Source organism: Amycolatopsis sp. NPDC003865 (assembly GCF_053605345.1).
The window spans coordinates 1-23,534 of the sequence record NZ_JBSGJA010000003.1 but is presented as its reverse complement, the minus strand read 5'-3'; the positions used below and the strand labels follow the sequence as shown (position 1 = coordinate 23,534).

General features: G+C 70.7%; 26 protein-coding genes and 1 pseudogene. 8 read left to right on the top strand and 19 right to left on the bottom strand.

Translation table 11 applies throughout. The features are described from left to right. Window positions 1-30: 30 nt before the first annotated feature. Entirely contained in the window at window positions 31-1,569 is a 1,539-nt protein-coding gene (locus ACWEVP_RS08575; RefSeq protein WP_452061988.1) for a M28 family metallopeptidase, read from the bottom strand. 82 nt (window positions 1,570-1,651) lie between these two features. On the opposite strand from ACWEVP_RS08575, the gene ACWEVP_RS08570 reads away from it, so the two are divergent. After that, window positions 1,652-2,629: an NAD(P)H-quinone oxidoreductase gene (locus ACWEVP_RS08570; RefSeq protein WP_452061987.1), complete on the top strand. Its 978-nt coding sequence runs from the start codon at window positions 1,652-1,654 to the stop codon at window positions 2,627-2,629. Here the strand turns inward: ACWEVP_RS08570 and ACWEVP_RS08565 are convergent. Then, a complete protein-coding gene (locus ACWEVP_RS08565) occupies window positions 2,626-3,825 on the bottom strand; it encodes a cysteine desulfurase-like protein (protein ID WP_452061986.1) in 1,200 nt (399 codons plus the stop codon). The genes ACWEVP_RS08570 and ACWEVP_RS08565 overlap by 4 nt on opposite strands. A 134-nt stretch (window positions 3,826-3,959) precedes the next feature. Between ACWEVP_RS08565 and ACWEVP_RS08560 the strand changes: the two genes are divergently transcribed. Then, window positions 3,960-4,532: a bacterial proteasome activator family protein gene (locus ACWEVP_RS08560; protein ID WP_452061985.1), complete on the top strand. Its 573-nt coding sequence runs from the start codon at window positions 3,960-3,962 to the stop codon at window positions 4,530-4,532. A 48-nt stretch (window positions 4,533-4,580) separates the two neighbouring features. Here the strand turns inward: ACWEVP_RS08560 and ACWEVP_RS08555 are convergent, their stop codons facing one another. Genes ACWEVP_RS08555 through ACWEVP_RS08545 form a run of 3 tightly spaced genes read right to left on the bottom strand, consistent with a single transcriptional unit; the run spans window position 4,581 to window position 7,442 of the window. Continuing rightward, complete coding sequence (locus ACWEVP_RS08555; protein WP_452061984.1) at window positions 4,581-5,723, bottom strand: epoxide hydrolase family protein; 1,143 nt, start codon at window positions 5,721-5,723, stop codon at window positions 4,581-4,583. Between the two features lie 16 nt (window positions 5,724-5,739). Next, the gene (locus ACWEVP_RS08550; RefSeq protein ID WP_452061983.1) at window positions 5,740-6,699 is read right to left on the bottom strand and encodes a PseG/SpsG family protein; all 960 of its coding nucleotides are present in this window, start codon (window positions 6,697-6,699) and stop codon (window positions 5,740-5,742) included. After that, a complete protein-coding gene (locus ACWEVP_RS08545) occupies window positions 6,696-7,442 on the bottom strand; it encodes a cytidylyltransferase domain-containing protein (protein ID WP_452061982.1) in 747 nt (248 codons plus the stop codon). The genes ACWEVP_RS08550 and ACWEVP_RS08545 overlap by 4 nt, the downstream gene beginning before the upstream one ends. Before the next feature lie 41 nt (window positions 7,443-7,483). Here ACWEVP_RS08545 and pseB point away from each other — a divergent pair, with 41 nt between their 5' ends. Continuing rightward, a complete protein-coding gene (gene pseB, locus ACWEVP_RS08540) occupies window positions 7,484-8,467 on the top strand; it encodes a UDP-N-acetylglucosamine 4,6-dehydratase (inverting) (RefSeq protein WP_086682183.1) in 984 nt (327 codons plus the stop codon). After that, window positions 8,460-9,590: a DegT/DnrJ/EryC1/StrS family aminotransferase gene (locus ACWEVP_RS08535; protein ID WP_452061981.1), complete on the top strand. Its 1,131-nt coding sequence runs from the start codon at window positions 8,460-8,462 to the stop codon at window positions 9,588-9,590. Before pseB ends, ACWEVP_RS08535 begins: the two co-directional genes overlap by 8 nt. Here the strand turns inward: ACWEVP_RS08535 and pseI are convergent. Genes pseI through ACWEVP_RS08515 form a run of 4 tightly spaced genes read right to left on the bottom strand, consistent with a single transcriptional unit; the run spans window position 9,587 to window position 12,210 of the window. Further along, window positions 9,587-10,636, bottom strand: a complete 1,050-nt coding sequence (pseI, locus tag ACWEVP_RS08530; RefSeq protein WP_452061980.1) for a pseudaminic acid synthase — start codon at window positions 10,634-10,636, stop codon at window positions 9,587-9,589. The genes ACWEVP_RS08535 and pseI overlap by 4 nt on opposite strands. A gap of 26 nt (window positions 10,637-10,662) precedes the next feature. After that, complete coding sequence (locus ACWEVP_RS08525) at window positions 10,663-11,115, bottom strand: N-acetyltransferase family protein (RefSeq protein WP_452061979.1); 453 nt, start codon at window positions 11,113-11,115, stop codon at window positions 10,663-10,665. Between the two features lies 1 nt (window position 11,116). Next, window positions 11,117-11,551, bottom strand: a complete 435-nt coding sequence (locus tag ACWEVP_RS08520) for a hypothetical protein (protein WP_452061978.1) — start codon at window positions 11,549-11,551, stop codon at window positions 11,117-11,119. 32 nt (window positions 11,552-11,583) lie between these two features. Continuing rightward, a complete protein-coding gene (locus ACWEVP_RS08515) occupies window positions 11,584-12,210 on the bottom strand; it encodes a glycosyltransferase family 29 protein (protein ID WP_086864295.1) in 627 nt (208 codons plus the stop codon). 144 nt (window positions 12,211-12,354) lie between these two features. Between ACWEVP_RS08515 and wzm the strand changes: the two genes are divergently transcribed. From wzm to glfT1, 3 genes are read left to right on the top strand one after another with little or no spacing between them, the layout of a single operon-like run. Beyond that, a complete protein-coding gene (wzm, locus tag ACWEVP_RS08510; protein ID WP_452061977.1) occupies window positions 12,355-13,308 on the top strand; it encodes a galactan export ABC transporter permease subunit Wzm/RfbD in 954 nt (317 codons plus the stop codon). A gap of 6 nt (window positions 13,309-13,314) precedes the next feature. Beyond that, window positions 13,315-14,130 (top strand): galactan export ABC transporter ATP-binding subunit Wzt/RfbE, encoded by an 816-nt coding sequence (wzt, locus tag ACWEVP_RS08505; protein ID WP_452061976.1) that lies wholly within the window; start codon window positions 13,315-13,317, stop codon window positions 14,128-14,130. Continuing rightward, a complete protein-coding gene (glfT1, locus tag ACWEVP_RS08500; protein WP_452061975.1) occupies window positions 14,130-15,038 on the top strand; it encodes a galactofuranosyltransferase GlfT1 in 909 nt (302 codons plus the stop codon). Before wzt ends, glfT1 begins: the two co-directional genes overlap by 1 nt. Here glfT1 and ACWEVP_RS08495 read toward each other — a convergent pair. From ACWEVP_RS08495 to ACWEVP_RS08455, 9 genes are all read right to left on the bottom strand, one after another. Next, the gene (locus ACWEVP_RS08495; RefSeq protein ID WP_452061974.1) at window positions 15,032-16,000 is read right to left on the bottom strand and encodes a hypothetical protein; all 969 of its coding nucleotides are present in this window, start codon (window positions 15,998-16,000) and stop codon (window positions 15,032-15,034) included. The two genes, glfT1 and ACWEVP_RS08495, sit on opposite strands and share 7 nt — an antisense overlap. Next, a complete protein-coding gene (locus ACWEVP_RS08490) occupies window positions 15,997-16,368 on the bottom strand; it encodes a hypothetical protein (RefSeq protein WP_452061973.1) in 372 nt (123 codons plus the stop codon). Before ACWEVP_RS08490 ends, ACWEVP_RS08495 begins: the two co-directional genes overlap by 4 nt. A gap of 22 nt (window positions 16,369-16,390) precedes the next feature. Continuing rightward, the gene (locus ACWEVP_RS08485) at window positions 16,391-17,731 is read right to left on the bottom strand and encodes a hypothetical protein (protein WP_452061972.1); all 1,341 of its coding nucleotides are present in this window, start codon (window positions 17,729-17,731) and stop codon (window positions 16,391-16,393) included. Between the two features lies 1 nt (window position 17,732). Next, complete coding sequence (locus ACWEVP_RS08480; RefSeq protein WP_452061971.1) at window positions 17,733-18,539, bottom strand: WXG100 family type VII secretion target; 807 nt, start codon at window positions 18,537-18,539, stop codon at window positions 17,733-17,735. Between the two features lie 8 nt (window positions 18,540-18,547). Continuing rightward, entirely contained in the window at window positions 18,548-19,057 is a 510-nt protein-coding gene (locus ACWEVP_RS08475; RefSeq protein ID WP_452061970.1) for a YbaB/EbfC family nucleoid-associated protein, read from the bottom strand. A 105-nt stretch (window positions 19,058-19,162) separates the two neighbouring features. Beyond that, window positions 19,163-20,641, bottom strand: coding sequence for a hypothetical protein (locus ACWEVP_RS08470; protein WP_452061969.1), 1,479 nt, complete (start codon window positions 20,639-20,641; stop codon window positions 19,163-19,165). A 10-nt stretch (window positions 20,642-20,651) separates the two neighbouring features. Continuing rightward, window positions 20,652-21,233 (bottom strand): DUF3558 family protein, encoded by a 582-nt coding sequence (locus tag ACWEVP_RS08465; RefSeq protein ID WP_452061968.1) that lies wholly within the window; start codon window positions 21,231-21,233, stop codon window positions 20,652-20,654. Window positions 21,234-21,237: 4 nt separating this feature from the next. Further along, entirely contained in the window at window positions 21,238-21,666 is a 429-nt protein-coding gene (locus ACWEVP_RS08460; RefSeq protein ID WP_452061967.1) for a hypothetical protein, read from the bottom strand. Between the two features lie 131 nt (window positions 21,667-21,797). Continuing rightward, window positions 21,798-22,565 (bottom strand): ESX secretion-associated protein EspG, encoded by a 768-nt coding sequence (locus ACWEVP_RS08455; protein WP_452061966.1) that lies wholly within the window; start codon window positions 22,563-22,565, stop codon window positions 21,798-21,800. 99 nt (window positions 22,566-22,664) lie between these two features. Between ACWEVP_RS08455 and ACWEVP_RS08450 the strand changes: the two genes are divergently transcribed. Beyond that, window positions 22,665-22,910: a hypothetical protein gene (locus ACWEVP_RS08450; protein ID WP_372667765.1), complete on the top strand. Its 246-nt coding sequence runs from the start codon at window positions 22,665-22,667 to the stop codon at window positions 22,908-22,910. 52 nt (window positions 22,911-22,962) lie between these two features. Here ACWEVP_RS08450 and ACWEVP_RS08445 read toward each other — a convergent pair. After that, window positions 22,963-23,534 (bottom strand): annotated as a pseudogene (locus tag ACWEVP_RS08445) (glycosyltransferase); the annotation flags it as partial.

The following is a 23,534-nucleotide window of genomic DNA, read 5'->3' as shown; positions in this document are numbered from 1 at the left end:
CCCGGCTGGGACGGCCCCTTCTTCACGTTCTCAGGAAGCGAGCGCGTGCGGGTCACCCGCGGCGTGCGCCGTGAGGGACCGCTGGGTCGAACGCTTCTGCGCCGTCAGCGACTTCGACTTCACCTTGCCGGGCTGGACGCCGTTGATGCTCTCGGTGCTCGTCGCGTAGACGCCGAGGGCCCAGGCGACGCCGTCCGCGTTGCGGTCCAGCGCGACCCGGTCGATGTTGCCCAGGTTGTCGCAGGCCTGGTGGTAGCACGGGTCGAACGCGATGCCCGCCGTGCCGCCCCACTTCGCCGCCTGCGCCGGCGTCTTCAGCACCTCGGCGCCGGTGTCCAGGCCGCCCGCCGGGATGCCGACGGCGATGAACTCGCCGTAGTCCGAGCGGCCGGTGAAGTCGGTGCCCTCGAGGGACACGCCCCGCGCGGCCTGCATGAAGTCGACGAACGTCTTCTCGATCTGCGCCGAGCCGTACGGGCCGGCGCCCGCGCCGACGCCGTCGGAGTTGTCGCCGTCGTAGGCGAAGTAGCCGGCGTTCGGCGAGCCGATCATGTCGAAGTTCAGGTACAGCGCGATGTCGAGCTGCTGCTCGAAGCTCAGCTGGTCGACGTAGTAGGTCGAGCCGATCAGGCCGAACTCCTCCGCGCTCCAGAAGCCGAAGCGGACGGCGTTGTTGACCTTCGGGCTGCTCCCCAGCTGCAGCGCGGTCTCGAGGAGGGTCGCCGAGCCGGTGCCGTTGTCGTTGATGCCCGGGCCCGCCGGGACGCTGTCGAGGTGCGACCCCAGCATCACGACGTTGTCCTTGCGGCCGGTCTTGGTCTCGGCGATGACGTTGTAGCTGGTCCGCGCCTCCTGGAAGGCACGCAGCTCCAGGGTCACGTTCTGGCCGCCGAGCGTGGCCAGCTGGGCCCCCGCGGCCGCCGTCACACCGCCCGTCGGGATCTTCGCGTTCTCCGGGCCCCCGAGCGTCCCGTTGAGCGCGCCGTCGGTGTTGTTGTAGACGATGGCGCCGACCGCCCCCGCGGCCGCGGCCGTCTGCTGCTTCTGCGCGAACGAGCAGCCGCCGCGCTTGATCAGCGCGATCTTGCCCGCGACGTCCGCGGTGTAGTCGGTGGCCTCGCAGCCGCTGGTGTCGTCGACCGCGACCACGGCGAGCGGCGCGGTGATGCCGCCGACGGGCGTCGAGACGGTGTACTCCATGGCGATGACCGGGACGCTCGCGCCGCCGGCGGTCAGCTTCTCGGCCAGGGTTTCGGAGTAGGTGAACGGGAACTCCTGCCGGGTCACCTGGAAGCCGGCCGCCTCGAGCTTGGTCGCGATGTATTCGGCGGACTTCTGGTGGCCCGGGGTGCTCGCCGCCCGGGTGCCGCCGTTGGTGTCGGCGATCCGCTGGAGCGCGATCAGGTGCCGGTTGACGCCGTTGACGTCGACCTTCTTGACCAGCTGCTTGGCCAGCGCGGGACCGTCGGGGACCGTCGTCGCGGCGGCGGCCGGGGTGAGGCCGAGCACCAGCGTCGCGCCGGCGGCGATGGCCACCGGCGGGAGGAATCTCTTTCGGAAGAGTGACATGGTTGCTCACCTTTGTTCCGAATGCGAGGTACGTCAATGCGTCATTCGGCGGGAGATTCCCCCACCGGGATACAGTCGACACATGTACGCGATCACCATCCGTGAACCAGGTGAACCGGAAGTTCTCGAGTGGGCGGAGGTCGCGGATCCGCGTCCGGGCCCCGGCGAGGTGCTGGTGGACGTCGCGGCCAGCGCGGTGAACCGGGCCGACCTCCTGCAGCGCCAGGGCCACTACCCGCCGCCGCCGGGCGCGAGCGAAACCCTCGGCCTCGAATGCTCCGGAACCATCGCGGAAGTCGGCGAAGGCGTCGAGGGCTGGAACGTGGGCGACGAGGTCTGCGCGCTGCTCGCGGGCGGCGGCTACGCGGAGAAGGCCGTCATCCCGGCCGGGCAGCTGCTGCCGGTGCCGGGCGAGGTCGACCTGATCGCCGCGGCCGGGCTGCCCGAGGTGGCGTGCACGGTGTGGGCGAACGTCGTGATGCACGCGAAGCTCGCCGACGGCGAGGTGCTGCTGGTGCACGGCGGCGCCGGCGGGATCGGCACGCACGCCATCCAGGTCGGCAAGGCGCTGGGCGCGACCGTCGCCGTCACCGCGGGTTCGGCCGAGCGCCTGGAAAGCTGCCGCCAGCTCGGCGCCGACCTCACGATCAACTACAAGGAAGAGGACTTCGTCGAGGTCCTCAAGAAGGAGACGGGCGGCGCGAACGTCATCCTCGACAACATGGGCGCGTCCTACCTCGGCCGCAACGTCGACGCGCTGGCCCAGGACGGGCGCCTGGTGATCATCGGCATGCAGGGCGGGGTGAAGGGCGAGCTGAACGTCGGCGCGCTGCTCGGCAAGCGCGCCGAGGTGTTCGCGGCGGGCCTGCGCTTCCGGCCGCTGGACCAGAAGGCGGCGATCGTCGCCGACGTCCGCGAGCGGCTGTGGCCGTTGGTCGCCGACGGGCTCGTCAAGCCGGTCGTGGGTCAGGTCGTGCCGATGGCCGAAGCCGCGACCGCGCACCGCATCCTGGAAGAGGGCTCGGTGTTCGGAAAGGTCCTGCTGGCCGCGAAGTCCTAACGCAGTTCCTCGAGAACCCGCACGAGCTGGTTGATTTCGAAGACGTTGGAGTAGTGGGCGAGCCCGATCCGCACGGCGCCGCCCACTTCTCCGACACCCAGCGACGCGAAGACGCCCGCCGTCCCGTCGTCGGCGAAGGCGCACAACCCCTGCGAAGCGAGGTACTCGGCGACTTCGGGCGCCTTCTTGCCGGCGACGGCGAAGGCGAGCGCGGGGATGCGGCGCATGGCGTTGCCGATGACCATGATGTGCCGCAGCGACAGCAGTTCCGTCGACAGCTGCGCGAGCAGGCCGGCGTGGTACGACTTCGCCGAGCCGAGCGAGGTGACCAGCCGCTCGCGGCGTGACCCGGTGGCGGCGTCGTCGAGGCCCGCGAGGTAGTCGATCGACGCGATCAGCCCGGCCAGCAGCGGATAGGCGTGCGGGCCGAGTTCGAGGCGGGCGGCGCCGCGCGCCATCGGGTCGAGCGAGACCGACGGGATCCGTTCGATCAGATCGGGGTCGCGGAAGACGAGCGCGCCCACCGACGGGCCGCCCCACGCCTGCGCGGACACGACCATGACGTCGGCGCCGAGCGCGTTGATGTCGAGGGGCAGGAACGGCGCGGCGTAGGTGGCGTCGACGACGACCAGCGCGCCCACGCGCTTGGCGAACTCGATGATCGTCGGCACGTCCGGCCGGGTGCCGACGGACCCGGAAGCGAGCGTGACGGCGACGGCCTTGGTGCGCGCCGACACGAGCTGCTCGTACTGCCACGCGGGCAGTTCGCACGTTTCAATGTCGATCTCGCCCCAGCGCACGACGGCCCCGACCCGCTTCGCGGCCCGCTGCCACGGCGCGAGGTTGGCCTGCTCGTCGAGCCTCGACACGACGACTTCGTCGCCGATCGTCCAGCGCTCGGCGAGGGCGTCGCAGAGCCGGCGCAGCATCACCGGCGCGCTGGGCCCGAGCACGACGGCGGCCGGGTCGGCCCCGACCAGGTCGGCCACGGCCCGGCGGGCCGCGGTCACGATGCTTTCCGCGCGCTGTGAGGCCGGAAACGCTCCGCCCGGCCCGGACACCGGGGCGCGCATCGCCGTGGAAACGGCCGAAGCGACCTGTTCCGGGACCAGCATTCCGGCGGCGCCGTCGAAGTGAATCCAGCCGTCACCCAGCGCGGGAAAGAGCCCACGGATACGAGCGACGTCGAACGCCATGGGGACACCGTACGGACGTGCGGTTTCGTCGCGCGCCCGGGGTTGGGTGGAGAGCCACCGGGAACCCCGTTTGCGGCTACGCTCGGAGACGGACACCCCCTGGGTGTCGCGGAGCGTGGCGAACGCAAGCCAGGATGGAGCACATGACCGAGCCGAACTTCACAGCCGGTGACGCTGGCCAGGAATCTTCACCCCACGTGGTGGTCGTGGGCCCGGACGGCACCCCGGTGGGCGCGGCGAAGCTGCCCGCCTCCGACGGGGAGCAGGAGTCGGTCGGGGACCTCGTCGAAGAACCGGCGAAGGTGATGCGCATCGGCACGATGATCAAGCAGCTGCTGGAGGAGGTCCGCGCGGCCCCGCTGGACGACGCGTCCCGGAACCGGGTGCGCGAGATCCACCAGACGTCGGTGAAGGAGCTGGCGGCGTCGCTGGCGCCGGAGCTCCAGGACGAGCTGGAGCGGCTGGTCCGCCCGTTCACGGACGACTCGACGCCGTCGGACGCCGAACTGCGCATCGCCCAGGCGCAGCTGGTGGGCTGGCTGGAGGGGTTGTTCAGCGGCATCCAGACGGCGCTGTTCGCCCAGCAGATGGCGGCCCGGGTCCAGCTCGAGCAGATGCGTCGGGGACTGCCGGCCGGGCCTTCGGCCGGTGGGCATGGACTCGAGGGTCACGGACCGGGGATCTCGGGCACGGGCCAGTACCTCTGACGAGGTTGTCCACAGACCGGAGGGCCTGTGGACAACCTCTGTGGACAACTAGAGGCCGCGGAAGAACTCCCGGACGTCGCCGATGAGCGCGTCCGGTTCTTCCAGCGCCGCGAAGTGGCCGCCCCTCGGGAACTCCGTCCAGCGGACGATCTTGTCCGTCCGCTCGGCCAAGGTCCGGATCGGCAGGCCGATGTCGTCCGGGAAGACCGCTACTCCCGTCGGGACCGCGTTCGACGCCGGCGGTGCTCCCCAGCCGCCCGTCAGTGCCGCGTAGAGCCGAGCCGACGAGTTCGCCGTCTCGGTGAACCAGTAGATCGACACGTCCGCCAGCAGGTCGTCGCGGTCGATGAGGTCGACTGTCGTGTTCGAGAACGACCGGAACTTCTCCGCGATCCAGGCCAGCTGCCCTGCCGGTGAGTCGTGCAGGCCGTACGCAAGCGTTTGCGGCTTGGTCGCCTGGATGATCGCGTAGCCCGTGCCCGACGCGGAGAAGGCTTGGCCTTTCTCCAGCGAGCGGCGCGCCTTCTCCAGTTCGTCGCCGGACAGGCCCTCCAGGTCCGACGGCGACCGCGGCACCGCCGAGGCCAGCATCGTCACGTGGATCCCCAGCAGCCGCTCCGGGAACTGGACCGCCAGCTCGCGCGAGATGATCGCACCCCAGTCGCCGCCGTGGGCGCCGAAGCGCTCGTAGCCCAGCATCGTCATCAGCGTGGCGAACGCGCGCGCGATCCGGTCCGGCCCCCAGTCCGGTGTCGGGGTCGGGCCGGAGAAGCCGTAGCCGGGGATCGACGGGACCACCACCGTCACCGCGTCCGCAGGATCACCGCCGTACGCGCGCGGGTCCGTGAGGGGCCCGATGACGTCCAGGAATTCGACGACCGAACCCGGCCAGCCGTGGGTCAGGAGCACCGGCGTCGCGCCCGGTTCCGGCGAGACCACGTGCAGGAAGTGCACGGTCGTCCCGTCGATCGAAGCGGTGAACTGCGGGAAGCCGTTGATCCGTTCCTCCTGCGCCCGCCAGTCGAAGCCGGTGCGCCAGTACTCGGCGAGCTCACGGACATAGTCGACGGGCGCCCCGAGCCGCCAGCCGGCGTCGGCGGGCTGGTCGGGCCAGCGCGTCTTCGCCAGGCGCTCGCGAAGATCGTCGAGGTCGGCCTGGGGAACGTCGATGCGGAACGGCGTGATCGTCATACCCCGACAGTAGGAGCTATCGCGGACAGATCCGGTCCTCGATGCGATCCAGTACCCGGTCGACCCCTCGACCGTCCACTGTGGACGAGGCCGTCGCCGACAACCGCTCCCGCAGGGCCGGGTCGGACAACAGCGAACGCAGGACCTCCGTCACCGCGGGCAGCCGGTCCGCCAGGGACTCCGCGGGGCCGAGACCGGCCGCCAGACCGAGGTCCACCGCCGCCCGGTAGCCCGGCTCCTGGTTGTCCACCAGCCGCACCGCGGCCGTCGGGACACCGAGGCAGCACAGCTCCACGAACGTCACCCCGGCCGCGCTCACCGCGACGTCCGTCGTCGCGAACAGCTCCAGCAGCGCGGGGCTCGGTGCCGCGACCCGGACCGACTGGCCCGGCCGCAAGGCGGGCAACGCAGGTTCACCGCGCACCAGCACGTCCGCCGAGAAGGGCAACTCCGTGTCGCGAAGCGCGCGAAGCAGCAACCCGACCGTCGGCGCCCACCGGTCGCCGCCGCCGAGGGCCACCGTGACGTGTGGTGGCGGCCCCGACGGCGTCCGGCGCGCAGTGCGCACGGCGTCCCGAAGCGGCGCGTACGCGATCCCCCGCAGCAGGACGTCCGAGCCGTCGTCAGGACGGGGAGAAGGCGCGAAGCCCGAGTCGACGACGATGTCCGCCGGCCGCCGCCCGAACACGTCGTCCTCGACCGAGACGAGCAGCGCGCCCAAAGCGTTGACCTCGGCCCGCAGGTCCCCGAGGCCGTAGTGGTCGACGACTACCGCGTCGAATCCCGAAGCGTCGAAGGCGACGCGCTTGACGCCCAGTTCGTCGAACCGCGAAGCGAGCCACTCCGCGTTCCCGACCTCGCCGGAGAACGCGACGGACCAGCCCCGCGCCACCGCCCGCTCGGCGTAGGCGACCATCCGCGCGACGTGCCCCGCGCCGATCGACGCCGAGGCGTCCGCGCGCAGCAGCAACCTCACGAACCGACCTTCTTCTGCTCGACGTGCGCGTTCAGCGCCACCAGGTCCGGCCGCGACCGCAGCAGCCCGACGACCGCGCGCCAGTCGCCGACGCCGTCCCCGAGTTCGGTCACCAGAGCGGACAGCAGCTCCCAGTCCTCGGCCGTGTCGAGCGTCACGCGCAGGTCGTCGGCGGCGGGGCTCACGACGACGCCGCTGCACGAATAGCGCGACGGCTGCGAGTAGATCCCCGAGGTCACGTGCTCGCGGTCCGCCCCGGTCGCGGACGAAACCTGCTCGAGGAGCACGTCGGCGCGCACCAGCTCGGCGTCGAAACCGCGCGGCAGCGTCCGGACGAGCGTCGTGCTCACGTAGTCCAGCGACGGCTGGGCCCGCCACAGCGCCGCGAGCTGGCCGATCAGCGCCGGGTCGAGCAGCGGGCAGTCGGCGGTGAGCCTGATCACGGCGTCGGCGGGGTACTCGCGCACCGCCACCGCGAACCGCTCCAGGACGTCGTCGAGCGGGCCGCGAACCACGAAAGCCCCGCAGCGGGCGGCTTCCGAAGCGACGTCGTCGTCCGAAGCGTCCGAAGAGGTCGCGACCACCACCTGGTCGACCCCGGGGGCGGCCATCGCGGCCCGGACCACCCAGCCCAGCACGCTGCGGCCGCCGAGCGGGCGCAGCACCTTGCCGGGCAGCCGGGTCGACGACGACCGGGCCTGGATGACGGCGTTGACCACGGGCGCTCCACGCATGGGTGACATGATGGCCGACGGCCACAGTCACCGAAACGCGGAGGTCAACGATGTCCGAGCTGGATGGCTCCAGCATCCTGCTCACCGGCGGGACCGGTTCCTTCGGCAAGGCGTTCATCGCGCACGCGCTCGCCGAGCTGAACCCGAGCCGGCTGGTCGTGCTCTCCCGCGACGAGCTGAAGCAGTACGAAGCCCGGCAGCTGTTCAACGACGACCCGCGCCTGCGCTGGTTCATCGGCGACATCCGCGACCGGCGCCGGCTCGAGCGCGCCATGCACGGCGTCGACTACGTCGTGCACGCCGCCGCGCTCAAGCAGGTCGACACCGGCGAGTACAACCCGTTCGAATTCGTCCAGACCAACGTCGTCGGCTCGCAGAACGTGATCGAGGCCGCGATCGACACCGGCGTCAAGAAGGTCGTCGCGCTGTCGACGGACAAGGCGTCCAGCCCGATCAACCTCTACGGCGCCACCAAGCTCTGCGCCGACCGGATGTTCATCAGCGGCAACCACTACGCGGCCGCGCACGTGACGCGGTTCTCCGTGGTCCGCTACGGCAACGTGATGGGCTCGCGCGGCAGTGTGATCCCGTTCTTCCGCAAGCTGGCCGAGCAGGGCGAGTCGCTGCCGATCACGCACAAGGACATGACCCGGTTCTGGATCACGCTCCCCCAGGCCGTGCGGTTCGTCGTCGACTCGTTCGACCAGATGCACGGCGGCGAGCTGTACGTGCCGCGGATCCCGAGCATGCGGCTGGTCGACCTCGCCCAGGCGATCGCGCCGGGCAGCGAGATGCACGAGGTCGGCATCCGCCCGGGCGAGAAGCTGCACGAGGAGATGATCGCGCCGGACGACGCGCGCCGGACGGTCCAGCTCAAGGACCGCTACGTCGTGCAGCCGCACCTCGCGGGCTGGGGCTTCCAGCCGCCGGCGGACGGCACGCCGATGCCGGAGGGCTTCGCCTACCGCTCGGACACCAACGACCTCTGGCTGAACGGCGAGGAGCTGCGCGAACTGGTCGAGCAGCATGCCTGACTTCCTCCCCTACGGGCGCCAGTCCATCAGCGACGAGGACATCCAGGCCGTCGTCGACGTGCTGCGCGGCGACTGGCTGACCACCGGACCCGCGGTCCAGCAGTTCGAGACGGACCTCGCGGCGCACACCGCCGGGACGCCCGCGGTCGCCGTCACCTCGGGCACGGCGGCGCTGCACGTCGCCTACGCGGCGGCCGGGATCAAGGCGGGTGACGAGGTCGTCGCGTCGCCGATGACGTTCGTCGCCACCGCCGCGACCGCCGCCCTGCACGGCGCGAAGGTGGTCTTCGCCGACGTCGAACCCGACACCGGCAACCTGGCCGTCGACGCAGCGGCCGCCGCGGTGACCGACCGCACGAAGGTCGTCGCCGCCGTCGACTACGCGGGCCACCCGGCCGAACTGGACGCACTCGCCAAGGTCGCCCACGACGCGGGCGCGCTGCTCCTCGAGGACGCGGCGCACTCCGTCGGCGGCTCGTGGCAGGGCCGTCCGGTGGGCTCGATCGCCGACCTGACGACGTTCTCGTTCTTCCCGACGAAGAACCTCACGACGGCCGAAGGCGGCGCCGTCGTCACCCCGGACGCGGGCCTGCTCGACCGGGCGCGCAAGTTCCGCAACCACGGCCTGGTCCGCGACCGCGCCGAGCAGCGCTACCCGGACGAGGGCGGCTGGCACCAGGAAGTGCACGAGTTCGGCCTGAACTACCGCCTGCCGGACGTCCTCTGCGCGCTGGGGTCCAGCCAGCTCACCCGGCTCGCGGAGTTCAAGAAGCGCCGCGCCGAGATCCACGCCCGCTACAACGCGGCGCTGGCCGACGTCGACGGCGTGGCGACGCCGCCGAGCCGCCCGGGCGCCGACCCCGTGTGGCACCTCTACCCGCTGCGGGTCCTCGAAGGCCGCCGGAAGGCGCTGTTCGAGCACCTGCGCGGCGTCGGCATCGGCGTCCAGGTCAACTACATCCCGGCCTACTGGCACCCGGTGTTCGAGGACCTCGGCTACCGGCGCGGCCTCTGCCCGAACGCCGAGGCGTACTACGAGCAGGAGCTGTCGCTGCCGCTGTTCCCGTCGCTGACGGACGCCGACGTCGACCGCGTGGTCGACGCCGTGCGCGCGTTCTTCTAGATCAGGTCCCAGGTCAGGGGCGTACCCTTCGCGGCGTCGACGCGGAAGGTGCGCCCCACGACCTTGGTGATCTCGGCCGGGGCCAGGCCGCCCGCGGGCCGGATCGACCGGACGTTGGCCGCGGTGACCTCGTCGCCGGCACGCACGTCCTCGACGACGTAGAGGGACCGGCGCAGGCGCAGGCCCTCCTTCTCGCTCTCGCGCGGGCCCAGCACCGGCTGCCCCAGCGCCTCCCAGGCCCGGTGCGTCTCGGTGACCAGGGCGGCCAGCTCGGCCGGCTCCAGCGAGAACTCCGAGTCGACGCCGCCGTCCGCCCGGGCGAGCGTGACGTGCTTCTCGATCGCCACCGCGCCCAGCGCGACGGCCGCGACCGGCGCCCCGATGCCCGGGGTGTGGTCGGACAGGCCCACCAGCGTCTGCGTCAGCCCCGCGAGCAGCGGCAGCCCGCGCAGGTTGCTCTCGGACGGCGACGCCGGGTAGCTAGCGGTGCAGCCGAGCACGATCAGCTGCTCGTTGCCCGCTTCGCGCGCGGTCCGCACGGCCGCGTCGATCTCGGCGACGTTCGCCATGCCGGTGGAGATGACCAGCGGCTTGCCCGTGCGAGCGCACAGCTCGACCAGCGGCAGGTCGACGATCTCCGACGACGCGATCTTGTACGCCGGCGCGCCGAGGGACTCCAGCAGCTCGACCGCGGTCGGGTCGAAGGGGCTGGAGAAGATCTCCAGACCCCGAGCGCGAGCGCGTTCGAAGAGCGGCGCGTGCCACTCCCAGGGCGTGTGCGCCTTTTCGTACAGTTTGTACAGGTTTTCCCCGCCCCACAGCTCATGCGAGGCGCCGATCCGGAACGCTGGGGTGTCGACGTCGATGGTGATCGTGTCGGGGCGGTAGGTCTGCAGCTTGACCGCCTGCGCGCCGGTCTCCGCGATGGCGTCGATGATCGACAGCGCGCGGTCGAGGTCGCCGTTGTGGTTGCCGGACATCTCGGCGATGACGAACGGCGCGTGGCCGGGGCCGATCGTGTGCGCGCCGAACCGGATGTCGTGCATGGTGCCTCCCCGGGGTGGACTGCGGGTCAGCTCAGAGTCTTGCGCAGCTGCCGGAAGCCGCTGACGGCAGGCGCGGCTTCGACGTAGCCGGCGCGTTCGAAGAGCTTCGCCGAAGCGGTGTTTTCCTGGTGCACGGCGGCCAGCACGACCCGGACGCCGAGGCGCTCCCTGGCCGCCCGTTCCCCCTCGGCGAGCACGGCGCCGGAGAGCCCGCGGCCGCGCTGCTCCGGCGCGAGGGTGATGCTGACCTCCCAGCCGTCACCGTCACGGCGGTCGAACCGGACGGTGCCGGCCGGGGCGTCGTCGTGGTCCACGACGAGCAGCAGCCGGCCGGGGTCCGCGAGCACCCCGCGCAGCCACGCGAGGTGCTCGTCCAGGGCGACCTCCGCCGTCGAGCGCGACGACTGCCGGGTCCTCGGGTCGTTGCGCCAGCCCAGCAGCAGCTCGGCGTCCGCTTCGGTGGCTTCCCTGGCGCGCAAGCTACTGGCTGACGGGCTCTTCGACCCGGTCCTCGAGGCGGCGCAGCCGGTCCTCGTAGCGGGAGATGCCCGCCAGCCGGACGCGGATCTGGGCGTGCTGGCGCTGGATCTCCTCGATCAGCGTGCGGGCCTCGGCCATCTCCGCCGAATCGGCCTTCGGCACCAGCGACATCGACTCGCGCAGCGTCTCCAGGCGGCCTTCCTGCGCGGCCACGTGCGGGATCAGCCGGTCCAGCTCCGCGCGCGTCCAGCGCAGGTCGCCGCGGGCCTGCTCGAGGCTGTGCTCGGCGTTGTCCAGCCGGCGCCGGTGGTCGGCGGTGGCGTGCTCCAGGTTGTTGACGCGCTCGGCCAGGCCGCGGGTGCGGTCGTCGACCCGGAAGTCGATGAGCCGGGCGATCCGGTCGATCAGGCCTCTGCCGAGCTTCTGCACTGCCATGGGTGGTCCTTTGCGTGGGTGGGGACGCGCGTCTAGCGCAGGAGGGTGGTGTCGCCGGTCTTGGTCCAGGAGTCCAGCAGCCGCCCCTCGGCGGCGATCTGGTGCTCCGGGCCGACGATGCAGGAGTCGCCGGCGGCGTGCTCCCACGAGGTCTGGTCCGGGTTGTCGATGAAGGAGAACCCGGTGAGCACGAGCTGCGCGGTTGGGAACGACGTCCGGGCGATCCAGGCGGCCAGCGTGCCGGTGGTCGACCACGTCGGCTCGTCGCGGGTCGGCAGGCCCAGCGCGTCCGACAGCGGCAGCACGACCTCGCGGTTCGACACCGGGACCGCGCCGAGGTCGGCGGGCCACCAGCCCGGCAGGTCCTCCGGCTCCCAGTGCATCCGGCCGGGCTCGACCAGCAGGTAGAGCCGCTTGCGGTAGTCCTGGAAGACGTACGGCGTGGCCCGGATCGCCCGGTTGAACACCACGACGTGCGTCCGCGAGCCGACGATCTCCTCACCCGGTTTGTCGACGACGAAGCCGTTGACGCGGATCACCAGGTCGCACGCGTCGATCGCCTTCGCCCGCTGGGGGTCGGGCGGGAGCGGCTGGTTTCCGACGACGGCCACCGAGCGGGGGTCGGGCCGGTCGGCGTACGCCGCGAGCAGGTTGACCATCAAGCTCGCCGCGCCGAGAGCAGCAGTCATAAGCCGAGAAAGTACCAGCACGCTGGACACACCCCGCCGCGTAGCGGGGCCTGACGTCTACCACAGGGGCGGGGTGGCCCGGCCGCCGCTCACCTCATCGGTACCCTCGTCCACGTGCATGCCACCAGCACGGTTCAGGCCGCGAACTCCCCCGTTGCCGCGTCGGCGCCGCCGACGTCGGACAGCAAGACGTTCGCGCGCGCCTTCGCCGACATCAAGGCCGGTTTCCGCGCCCGCGAGCTGTGGGGTCACCTCGGCTGGCAGGACATCAAGCAGCGCTACCGCCGCTCGGTGATCGGGCCCTTCTGGATCACCATCAGCCAGGCCGTCATCGCGCTCGGGCTCGGGCTGCTGTACTCACAGCTGTTCAACTCGCCGATCCAGGTGTTCCTGCCCTACCTGTCCACGGGTTTCATCCTGTGGGGCTTCATCAGCGGCTGCCTCGCCGAGGGCATGGAGACGTTCATCTCCAACGAGGGGCTGATCAAGCAGCTCCCGGCGCCGCTGAGCGTGTACATGCTGCGCACGGTGTGGCGGCAGTCGCTGCTGCTGGCGCACAACATGATCGTCTACGTGGCGATCCTGGCGATCTTCTTCACCGCGCTGGACAACCCGTACTCGCTGGGCGACCCGCACGGCGTCTGCCAGGCCAACCTGTTCTGCCACCCGGGTCTCAGCTGGAACATCTTCCTGGCCATCCCCGGCTTCTTCCTGCTGGCGCTGAACGCCGGCTGGGTGACGCTGCTGCTGGGCATCATCTCGACCCGCTTCCGCGACATCCCGCAGGTCATCAACTCGCTGATCCAGCTGCTGTTCTACGGCACGCCGATCGTCTGGCCGGTCGACCAGCTGCTCTCCGGCGGGACCCGCTCGGGCATCTCGTGGGTGCTGCCGATCATCCAGCTGAACCCGCTGTACCACTTCATGCAGGTGGTCCGGGCGCCGCTGATCGGGCAGTCGTTCACGCCCGGCAACTGGATCGTGGTCGGCTCCATCACCATCGTCGGCTGGGCGCTCGCGCTCGTCGCGATGCGCAACTACCGTGCCCGCGTCTCCTACTGGGTGTGACACAACATGGTCAGCATTGACGTCCAGAACGCCTTCGTCGACTTCCCGATCTTCGACGCGAAGACCCGGTCGATGAAGAAGCGGGTCCTCGGCAAGGTCGGCGGCAAGATCGGCACCGACACCAAGGTGCCGATCATCGAAGCCCTGCACGACGTGACCCTCAACCTCCGCGAAGGCGACCGGGTCGGGCTCGTCGGGCACAACGGCGCGGGCAAGTCCACGCTGCTGCGGCTGCTCGCCGGCATCTACGAGCCGACCCGGGGTTCCTCGCGGATCCAGGGGAAGATCGCGCCGGTCTTCGACCTCGGCATCGGCATGGACCCGGAGATCTCCGGCGAGGAGAACATCATCATCCGCGGCCTCTTCCTCGGCATGAGCGCCAAGGAGATGGAGAAGCGGGTCGACGACATCGCCGAGTTCACCGAGCTCGGCGACTACCTGCAGATGCCGCTGCGGACGTACTCGACGGGCATGCGCGTGCGGCTCGCGCTCGGCGTCGTCACCTCGATCGACCCCGAGATCCTGATCCTCGACGAGGGCATCGGCGCGGTCGACGCGGCGTTCCTCAACAAGGCGCGCGACCGGCTCAAGGACCTGGTCAAGCGCTCGGGCATCCTGGTGTTCGCCAGCCACGCCGACGAGTTCCTGTTCGAGCTGTGCGACTCGGCGCTGTGGATGGACGAAGGCCACATCAAGCAGCAGGGCTCGCTGCGGGACGTCCTCACCGGCTACAAGGGCCGCGACCCGTTCCAGGACATGAGCAAGGAAACGCTGCAGCGCCTGGGCATCGAACCGGTGGCGACGACGAACGGCGGGGAATGATGACCAGCGAGACCCGGCAGCTGCCCGACGGCGCGGTCGTCGGCGTGGTCGTCACGCGGCACCGGCGCGAGCTGCTCGCGGACTCGCTGAAGATCATCGCGGCCCAGACCCGGCCGGTCGACCACCTCGTCGTGGTCGACAACGGGCCGGACGACTCGGCCCGCGAAGTCGTCGAGAACTACCCGCTGCCGCACACGTACCTGCCGTCGCACCGCAACCTCGGCGGGGCGGGCGGGTTCGCGCTGGGCATGCTGCACGCGCTGTCGCTGGGCGCGGACTGGGTCTGGCTGGCCGACGACGACGGCCGCCCGGCCGACGAGAACGTGCTGGCGATCCTGCTGGAGGAAGCGGAAAAGCGGGGCCTGGCGGAGATTTCGCCGGTGGTGTCCAACATCGACGCCCCGGAGAAGCTGGCGTTCCCGCTGCGCCGCGGCCTGACGTGGAAGCGCTCGCAGTCCGAGCTGGGCGTGGACTTCCTGCCCGGCATCGCGTCCCTGATGAACGGCGCGCTCTTCCGCGCGTCCACTTTGGACGTCGTGGGCGTGCCGGACCTGCGCCTGTTCTTCCGCGGCGACGAGGTCGAGCTGCACCGCCGCCTGGCGCGGTCGGGCCTGCCGTTCGGCACGTCGCTGAAGACGAAGTACCTGCACCCGGACGGTTCGGACGAGTTCAAGCCGATGCTGGGCGGCAAGTTCCACGCGCAGGACCCGGAGAACGAGGTCAAGCGGTACTACACCTACCGCAACCGCGGCTACCTGCTGTCCCAGCCCGGGATGCGCAAGATCGGCGCGCTGGAGATCCTCCGGTTCGGGCTGTACTTCGTGGGCGTCAAGCGCGACCCGAAGGCGTTCCTGCAGTGGCTGAAGCTGGTCCGCCAGGGCCGCGCGGAGAAGTTCTACCGCTACTGAAACTGCCCTTCGAGCGGCACCGGCACGGACTCCGTCCGGACGTCGGTGAGCTCGTCGGCCGGCACGGTCTTCCGCCACACCCGGTAGTCCACTTCGGACAGTCCGAGGTCGCGCGCGGTGAGGTAGTCCTCGTCGGCCAGGTGCAGGTCGGCGGTGTCGCGCGTCCGGCCGAGGAGCTCGAAGGTGCCGCCGCGCCACCGGCACAGCGTCCGCACGAAGGTGAGTTCGTCGAGTTCGACCTGGTCGACGACCCGCATCCGGAAGCCGTAGGTCTCCCCGAAGTCGGCCGGCGCGGGGGCGCCGGGAAGCGGGTGCAGGACGACCCGCGCGGGCCCGGCGAACTCGGCGTCGAAGTCACCCCCGCGGTACCGGGCGGCGTAGCCCCGGCGGACGAGCGGCGGCAGCGGCACGGGCGGCGGGAAGAAGGCGGCCTCGCCGAAAACGTCCTTCTGGTCGGGGATCCACCCGACTTTCCGGCTGTGGTACTGCGCGAGCCGCTCTTCGGAGTTGTCGGCCCGGCGCACGAGCAGTTCGGCGCCGGCGGGGATTTCGACGAGCTGCAGGACGTATTCGGGCAGCGGGTGGTCGACACCGGGGAAGTACCCGGTCCCGAGGTACGGCGGCGGGTAGACGCGGGCTGTTCCCAGCTCGTTCGCGATTTCGCGGTCGGTCGAGCCGTAGGAGGTGCGGAACGGGAACGTGTGTCCGGCGGTGAACCGGAGGAGGTAGAGCTCGTCGAGCGGGCCCCAGCCGGGGATCTTCCCCAGGCCGTAGTTGCGGATCATCGCGGCGGTGTCGAGTTCGACGACGTCCTCGGCGCGACCGGCGAACCCCTGGATCCGGTGCGGTTCGAAGCGGCCGGGGACGATCACGTTGCCCAGGTAGAGGCCGGCCAGGCCGGGTTTGACCGGCAGCTGGACGACCGTGCTGCCGAGGAGACCGGCGGGCGCGTCAGGACTCATCGGTTTCCTTCGGTCTTGAGGTGATCGGTGCGCTCTTCACGCAGGTCGGTGACCATGTCCTTCGGCACCGTTGCCTCGAAGGTGAACTGGTCCATCCGCTGGAAGCTCACCTCTGGGTGCTCCTCCGGTTTGGCCCAGGTCTCGGCGAGCCAGTGCCCGTCGCCCCGCCCGATCACTCCGATGAAGTACGTGCCGTCTTCTTCGTTGTAGATCTCGAACTCGTGGCCGAGAAAGGTGCCGTAGGTGCGAACGGTGTACCACTCGTCGAGATCGGCGATCGGGACCAGCCGCCACGGCGTTCCATCCCGGTAAAGCTGCACGTCGGCCGGCACCCGCTCGGCAGCGGGGTGGACCTCGCCCTCGAACACCGCGTAATCGACGGGAGAAATCCTACGGAGTTGCGGCACTGGAGCCTCCTCGGCCACGTACGTCGAACCAACCCCGGCTCGGGAGGTACACCCCGGCCAAGGACTCCGTCCCGTCCGCGTGGACGAGGTACATCTCGGCCCGGCCACGGTAGTCCGCTCGCGTCTGGATCCACTCCGGCACCCCGCCGCCGGTGTAACCCGTGCCGAGGAAAGGCGGGTCCCACGGACGCGGCGCCGACTGGCCGGACAGCACTTGCATCTCATGCGCGGTCCTGGCGTCCGTTCCGCCGAAGCTGGTCTCCATCGACTTCGCGTCGCCGGGGTACCTGAGCTGATAGGCGTGCGGCGCGCCGTCTTCGATCGGTGTCCACCCGGCGCCCTTGTCGTCGAGCGCGAGCTTGTCGCGGAATTCGCCCGGGGTTCCGTACTGAGCGGTGTCGCTCCCGCGCGCGACGGAGCCGCCGACCTGCCCCGGATCAAACCTCTTGGTGTCGCCGCTGCTCAGCTCCACGTAGCTGGTCTTGTTCTGCAGCGTCGCTTCGCCCATTTCCGGCTTGACCACCTTCGTCATGATCTCGCCCGGGTTGGCCTTCAGCTCGTTGCGGACCGCCACGATCTCCGCTCGCTGGGCCGGGGTCAGGTCCGCCGTTGGCTTCAAGGTCATCGCCAGGTGCTGGTCCGGGTCGTAGCCCAGCCTGCTCGCCGCGTCGCGGATCTGGTTGTCCGTCGATGTCGGGCGCGTTTGCATCGACTCGCGCGTGTACTGGCCTCGCAGCTCGTCGTCGCTCGCGTGGTGGCCCTGGTTGTTGTGCATGCCGCCGCCGTCGTCCGGCGGGCGCGTCGGTGGCGGGTTCGAGCCTGGTGGGGGTGGGTTGCCGCTGCCGCCCGCGGTCTTTGTCGGTGGCGCGTCGACCGGCTTGCCCGCGGCCGCGATCGCGGCCGCGCTGTTCGCCTCCGTCGTCTGGTAGTGCTCGCGGACCGCCTTCGTGCGCGCTCCCGCGTCCTCGACCGCTTTGCCCGCCCGGGCCACGTGCTCCTTGGCCGCGGAGACCGTCGTGTTGAGCGTGCCGGTCATGCCCGCGCCCACCACGCCCATCGACTTCGCGCCGAAGTTCGCCCCGGCCACGGTCTGGCCGACCGCGTGGACCTTGTCCTTCGTGCGGCCGAGGTGGCCCTCCATCGTGCCGAGCGAGTCCGTGTGGACCCCGTACCCGCCGCCGTGACCGCTCGCCGGCGCGTGGGACTCGTGGGCCGGGCGCGGTTCGGTGGGGTGCGGGTTCGGCGTCTCGTGGTGCGTCGGCGACGTGTCGACGTGGTGGGGCGTGCTGGTGTGGTGCGGCGTACTCGTGTGGTGAGTAGCCATGTCACGCCTCCGTCTCGTACGGCTTCGCGGCCTGGTACGCGCCCATCGCGAGGCCGCCGACCGTGGAGAACCGGTCGAGGCCCTTCGTCAGCTTCTCCATCGCCTCCATCAGCTTGGCCAGCCGGCCGCCCTGCCGCGCGAAGCCCTCCAGGAGCTTGCTGATCTTGCCGGCGATCTTCGACGCGGTCGCCGCGGCGCGGGCCGACGCGACCCCGCAGAACGCCGCGATCGAACCGCCGAACGTGACCACCGCCGAGGCCGCCGCGATCAGCGCGTCGCGGATGAGCTCGGCGATCACCGACGAGATCAGCCCGAAGACGATGCCGCGCAGCGTGCAGACGAGCATGCCGGAGATCCCCGCGACGGCCGCGGTCCCGTCGAGCGTCTTGCCGAGCGACTCCAGCTCCTCGGCCATCTTCGTGAGGCTGTCGCGGTAGGCGTCGGCGCCCTGGCCGGTCCACTCGGCGACGCTGCGGAGGTCGTCGCGGTGCTCCTGGGCGAGGGTGTGCATCTCGGCCGCGGCGGACTTGAGCTGATCGACGTTCGCGTTGATCTCGTCGGGGTTGCCCAGGAGCGCGTCGAGCGGCTCACGCAGGAAGCTGACGTGCTCGAGCAGCCAGCCGACGCCGGCGTTGAGGATGGCCCCGAGCGGGTCGATCGCGGCGCCGACGGTGTCGACGACCGCCCCGGCCGCGCTGACGGCGACGCCGAGGACGTGTTCGCCTTCGGACTCGGAGTCCGACTTGATCGAGTCGACGAGCCCGGCGTAGGTGTCGAAGATGCCGGCACCCGAAGTCGCGGTGGTCATGGTCCCCCTCAGTCCCGGCGCATGAACGTGTTGTCCCCGAAGTCGTCATCGTCGTCACGCGGCGGCCGCGGCGGACGGCGGACCGGCGGCGGCGGCGGGGGTGCCGGGGTTTCCGGCTCGTCGTGCTGCCAGAGCCGGCGTTCCCGGACCGGCTCGGGCGCGGGCGGCTCTTCGGGCTCCTCCGGCGGCACGTAGCCGGTGACCATGTGCATCGCCTCGGAATCGCCGCCCAGCGGCGCGAACGCGGCGGCGACGTTGACCGCGGCGCCGCGCTGGGCCTTGCGCGCGAGCTTCAGGATCTCCTCCGCGAGCTTGGCGCCGGACTTGCCGGCGAGCGCGGAGTCGGTGAGCTGGAGGTCGGTCAGCGAGCCGTTCGGGGCGACGCCGACGCGAATGGAACCGTCGGGCGAGGCGACGGTCGTCCCGGCGGCCTCCAGCCCAACCCGGAACTGTTCGGCCTTCGCCTGGACGTCCGCGATCTTCGCTTCGAAGCCCGCCAGCCATTCCTCAGGTGTCATCGCTCGCCCTCCGCGGTGTCCGACGCGAGGCGAAGGCTACTGGTTCCCCGACCAGCGCAAACGAAGAACGGCCCCGGTTCCCCGGGGCCGTTTCCGTTATGTCCGTTATTCGCCGATGACGGGCGGCGCGGTGCGCATGTCGGTTCCGAAGACCTCGTCGGGGTCGCCCTCGACGAGGTAGGTCGGCCGCGAGTGCTCGGTGTCCTCGTCGCCCTCGCCCTTCTGGCCGCGGCCCATGCCGCCCGCGCCCATGCCGCCGCGCCCGGCGGCGCTGCCCGAGCCGAGACCGCCCATCCCGCGCCCGGCGGCCGCCTCGGCGGCCCCGATGCCACCCGGCCGCGCCGCCCCCGACGCGGCACCCGCACCGGTGGCGTTGCCGGCGCCCGAGCCGCCGGGACCGAAGCCGGCACCCCGGCCGGCGCCCCCGCCGACCTTGGAGTTGTAGGCCTCGTCCCCGCCGAAGTTCATCCCGCCCATCGGCATCGGGCTCATCGGCGGCATGCCGCCGAGCGACTGGTTCGGGTTCGACGCCGACCCACCGGGAACCGCGCCCGGCGTGAAGCTGGACGGCGTGGTGGTGCCGGCCGGCAACAGGCCGGCACCGGTCGTCGAGCCGGGACCGGAGATGTGGGCGGCGGGGCCGCCGAGGTTGCCGGGGATGTTGCCGGTGGTGAAGTTGTTGCTGCCGCTCGGCGTGTTCACCGAGCCGGCCCCCGGCATGTCGACGCGGCCGGGGTTGTCGATGCCGTTCTTGTCCCCGGTGCCGTTGGGATCACCGGAACCGCCCCCGGTGCTGAAGCTGGGCGGCGGCGCGAAGGCCGGCTGCTTCGACGCGGCTTCGTAGAGGTTCTTGTCGTAGGTCGACATGACGCTGGCGGCCTGGTCGTGCGCCGCCTGGCTGTCTTTTTGCTTCTGGATGGACTTGTCGACGTTGTCGGGCAGGCTGAAGGGGTTGGAGGTCGCCCAGGACTTGAACTCGTCGCCCCAAGAGAAGGGGATGGGGGCGGGCATGGAGTTCTTGGCCGTCGCGGCGGCTTGGCCCTGGTCGTAGATGGTTTCCGAGGCGAGCTTCGCGTTTTGGGAGTTGGCGTCGGACCACTTGCCGAGGCTGGTGAAGTACTGCTGCGCGTTGGTCGCCGCGCTGCCTTCCCACGTGCCCTTGGAGGCGTTGACCGCCGTGTTCATCGACGTGGCGAACTTGTCGAAGACCTGGTGGACCTTGTGGTAGGCCGTCGAGACCTCGGAAACCTGCTCGACATCGAGGTTGCTCTCGAGGAACGCCTGGAGCTGCGTGTGGTCGGTGCCCTTGTAGTCCGCGTTCGGCGCGTTCAGACCCTGGACGTATTCGACGTCGCGGCCCTTCGTGGCGTCCGCGACGTTCTTGTCGCCGAGTTCCTGGGACTGGTTCTTGGCCTTCTGCTGGGCCATCCACTGCTGGAGCGGCCCGAAGAGCCAGTTGCCGGGGTCGACACCCTCGTCGGCCTTCTGCTGCAGGTAGGCATCGCGCTCGGCGGGCGCCATGTCCTGGACTTCTTGCGGCGTCTTGTCCGGGGTCTTCGGCGGCGGGCCCTGTCGCGTCGTCATCTGGGTTCCCCTATCCCTTCGGCAGCCGCGGTTCGACGGCGGCCTTGGCCACCGCTTCGGCGATCTGGCAAGCCTCATCCGCCGAGCCGACGCCGATCACCGCGACGTCGACCCGCGACGAATCGCCCACCGGCAGCGCGAGCGTGCACCCGTCGACCGAGCCGCCGCCGGGCGCCTCCTTCGCCTGCCGCCCGTTGATGTCCTTGTCGACGACTCCGCCGCCCGTGTCGTTCACCTGCGCGACCGACGCGGTGTCGCGGACGTTGGCGCCGATCACCATGGACTTGTCGCTCGCCGAGGTGATCTTCTTCTGGTACTTACAGCTGCGCGCGCCACTGATCGTCTGGCTCTGCGGCGGGTTGAACTCGCCGTAGCTGCTGAGGTCGCTCGTCTGGATGAGCGAGCAGGCATCGGTGATCGACTGCGTTCCACCGCCGGCCGGCGACGACGAAGAGGTCTCCGGCGCCCCGGATTCGCTGGCCGAGGGTGTCTGCGCTGGTGATGCCGTGCCGCCCTGGGTACTGGTGCACCCGGCCAGAAGGGCCCCGCCGGCGACGAGCGGCAGTACGACTCGGAGGAGAAGTTTGGTCATTACCTCAGGCCTGCTTGGTCTGGAGCGCGGCAAAAGCGTCGTTCTCGGTTCCCTTGTACAAGCCCGCGGCCCTGGCGAGGGCCTCGTCGGCCTGCTGGGCGACCTGCCTGAGCTTTGCCAGGACTTCGGTGGCCGAGCCTTCGGCCTGTGAAGCGCTCTTCTGGTCGTGCGACGCGACGGTGTGCCCGTACGGGTGGTTGCCGAGCTTCGGGGCCTGATCCAGCGCCATCGTGTCGAAGCTCAGGTTCGCGAGGTCGTTGACCAGCTCGGTCAGTGCGTCACGGATCGGCTTCACGCCCTCCGGGGTGATCTTGAAGCCGCCGCCCTTGGCGGCGTCGACCAGCTTCTGGGTCTCCGCCGTGACGCCCTGGATGGCGCCGAGGTTCATGACGTCCGCGAACGAGCCGCCGCCCCCACCGTCCGCTATCAACATCGCAGCTCCACCCCGAATCACTCAGCCCGTGCGTGTGCACCCGGAAGTCTACTAGCCGGGTACTCCGCGCAACGGCTGTTCACCGATCTTCACTTTTGGACGTCGGAAGCCCACCACCGGTTCCCGGCGGCTCAGAACTGCCCCTCGAGCTGCGCGTACAGCTGCTGGGCCAGCCGGGCGTTGTCGGCCGGGGCGTACGTGATCCAGCGCTGGCCGTCCGCCGCTGCCCGGGACGACATCAGCCAGCGGCCCGAGTCCGTGTCGAACCAGGCCAGCGGGGGGAACGTCCCTCCGCGGGTCTGGGCCGTGAACTGGCCCACGCGCTTCTTCGGCTCCTGGAACACCCGCTCGATCATGCGGAGCTGGGGGCCGCCGCTGCCGCCGCCCGAGGAACGGGGGCCGCTCACCCCCGCGAACGGGTCGTACGCGTCGTCGCGGCGCTGGTGGCGGGGCTGCTGCGCCGGGCGGGAGATCGTCACCGACTGGCCGGGGGCCGCCGGGGTCAGCGGGAGGAGGTCGACGATCGCCGGGACGATGCCCGTCGGGCGGACCTCCTCGAAGACGATCAGGTTCTCCTCCTGCTTGGCGAGCACCGCGAACTGGCCGTCGGAGGCGACGCGGGCGAACAGGTGGCGGTCACCCAGCTCGGCGGCCGCGTTGATCGCCACGCTGCCGCGGACGAACGTCGCCAGCGCCAGCTCCGCGTCCGCGTCGAGGCGGCCGCGGCTCCACAGCCCGCGGCCGTTCAGGTCGCGGACGACGGCATCGCGGATCATCGCGCGCTGCTCGACCGTCGTGCCCACGTGCGGGACCTCGAACGGCGTCGGCGCGCGGCCGAGGCCGAGCTGCTCCAGCAGGATGTCCACCGCTGCCAGTGACAGCGAGAACGAGTGCGGCATCGTTTGCGTCCCCCGTTTCGTCGGCCCCACGGTAGACCACGGCTCCGCCCTCAGCGAACCCGCTTGCCCAGGCAAGATCGCCGCTGGTCCGATGGACGCATGGCCGATCCGAAACCCGCACTCGTGCTGCACCTCGCCACCGGCGGGGAGCCGCTGCTGTTCGCTCTGACGACCGAAGAATCCGGCAAGCTGGCGGGGAAACTCGCCCAGCTCGTGCAGGCCGGCGCGGTCGAAACCGTCACCACCAAGGACCACTCGGCGGTCGCGATCAACTTCGCCCACGTCGCCGCCGCGTACGTCGACGACCTCACCCGGAAGAGCACCGTGTTCGGCATGCACGGCTGACACGGCGAAGGCCGCCTCACGACTCGGCGTGAGACGGCCTTCGACCGGGAGCTCAGAGCTTGTACAGGCGCTTCCAGTTCTCGCGCGAGGTCAGCTCCGGCATGGCGCGCTTGTACTGCTCCTGCACCGCCGCGCCTTCCTTGCGCAGCCGCTGGACCACCTTCGCGCCGCGCTTGGCCAGGTCGAACATCTTGACCTTGTCGTACGACCGGACGCGGACGCCTTCCTGGTTCGCGTCCGTCACGACCGCCGTGTCGAACAGCGCGATGTGCCACCAGTTCGCCTCGTCGATCGGCACCGCGCCGAGGCCGAAGCGGCTGCGGCCGAGCACGCGGTCGAGGATCCGCTTGATCAGCACCAGGCGCTGCATGCTGGGCCGCGGCGCGCTGTTGATGATGCCGATGTCGTTGGAGGCGATGCCGGGGACGTCGGTGGCCTTGTGGCGCTTGGTTTCGGGGTAGGCGTCGCGGATGCGGCGGATCTCCTGCATCGCCTCGACACCGCCGTCACGCAGGATCTCCGGGCCCTCGAGGAAGTCTTCGACGGCTTTGATCAGCGTGGCGGACAGGCCGTACTGCATGCCCAGCAGGTAGCGCACCAGCTGCGCGAGCAGGACCCGGGAGA